The organism is Streptomyces sp. PT12, assembly GCF_003311645.1.
GTDB lineage: Bacteria > Actinomycetota > Actinomycetes > Streptomycetales > Streptomycetaceae > Streptomyces.
In genome coordinates, this window is record NZ_QEST01000260.1 from 1 (window position 1) to 1,614 (window position 1,614).

1 protein-coding gene is annotated in these 1,614 nt (G+C 70.6%); it reads right to left on the reverse strand.

What is annotated here, in order from left to right:
• Positions 1-160: 160 nt before the first annotated feature.
• Positions 161-1,537 (reverse strand): IS1380 family transposase, encoded by a 1,377-nt coding sequence (locus tag DEH69_RS28290; protein WP_113689843.1) that lies wholly within the window; start codon positions 1,535-1,537, stop codon positions 161-163.
• Positions 1,538-1,614 lie beyond the last annotated feature (77 nt).

Consider the following 1,614-nt stretch of genomic DNA (forward strand, 5'->3'; position numbering starts at 1 on the left):
CCTCGATCTTTCGTGACGGTCCGTCGGTTCTTTCGGGGGGCCGTTTCGGTTGTTCGGGTCGGTGGTGGTCAGGCTGATGGCCCGGCTGTCGCGTCGGGTGGGCGCCGGGTTCCACGGCTCCGGTGGGGTGATGCTGCTTGGAAGGACGCGAAAATGCTGGTCAGCCGGGGTTCGGGAGGGTTTGGAGTCGGTCGAGGGCGCTGGTGATGACGTCGGTCCAGGGCCAGTGGCGGGCGAGGCGGAGGTAGCGGCGGCGGCCGGTGGTGACGAGTTGGGCGGCCGGGGAGAACAGTCGCAGCCGCAGGCGTTTGGGTTCCCACAGCTTGCTCTGGCCGGTGAGGGCGAGCATCGGCATCCAGGCCAGCAGGTCCAGGGCGACCTGGACGATCTCCAGCCAGATCTGGTTCTGCGCGAAGCTGTGGAAGGGGAGGTTGCGCAGGCCGGTGTCGCGTGCGTTGCGGATGCGGTCCTCGCAGCGGGCGCGCTGGCGGTGCCGCAGTTCGAGGGCGGCGATCGCGGTGCCGGGAGTATTGGTGGCGAAGCAGGTCAGGCGCATGCCGTCGGCGTCGGTGAAGCGGAGTTGGGCGCCGGGGTGCGGGCGTTCCTTGCGGACGATCAGGCGCATCCCCTTCGGCCAGCCCGTCAGGCAGTCTCCGGCGAGCTCGGCGACCCAGGCGCCGTCGCGGACCTCGCCGCCGGGCTCGACGGCCGGCGTCCAGGCCGATGCCGGGACCTGGAGCACGGCGTGGTGGATGGCGTCGGTGATGGTCATTCCAACCGAGTACGACAGCCACCGGCCCCGTGCGGTGAGCCAGTTGACGAACTCGTGGGTGCCGCCTCCGGAGTCGGTGCGGATCAGGGTGCGGCGCCCGCGCCGGTACTTCTTCGGGAGCTGGACCATGGCCAGTTGGGTGGCGGTGATGTGGTCGGCGGCGGTGTTGCTGCCCGCGTTCCCCGCTCTGAGCAGGCCCGCCACCGGCTCACCGGTCCCACCCGGCCCGTGGTCGACGAATCCCATGATCGGATGGTGGCCGAACGTCCGCTTCCAGGTCGCCGCGGCGTCCTGCTTGTCCGAGTGTGCGATGACCAGTACCCCGTCCAGGTCCACGGTCACCTGCCCGCCCGTATCGGGTGCGGCGTCGCAGGCCAGGGCCCAGACATGTTCACGGACGTGAGCGCGGGCCCGGCGGATCGCGGCCAGCGCGCGCTTCCCGCTCGTGGCGAGCGTGTCGACCAGGCGGGAGACCGTCGGGCCGGAGGCCACCGGCCCGAACACCGCCGGCTCGGCCCTCAGCACCTCGACGTCGGCCAGGCAGTCCCCGCCCAGCGCGACCGCCAGCGCCACATCCAGCAAGATCTTGCCCGGATCGTGCACCGCCCGCGCCTTGCGCCACGGCCCCAACGCCGCTGATATCGCCGTGTCCAGGCCGGTCTTGCGGACCGTCTCCACCAGCAGCACGGCCCCGGCCTGCGAGACCGCGCCCCGACCACCGCCCTCAGCACGGACACGTGGGTACAACCCGATACGCTTGTTCACCTGGGGAGTGCTTCTTTCCTCGCAACCAACAGGACTCTCGACAAGCCCTATCGTTGCAGGTCAGGAGCACTTCTCGC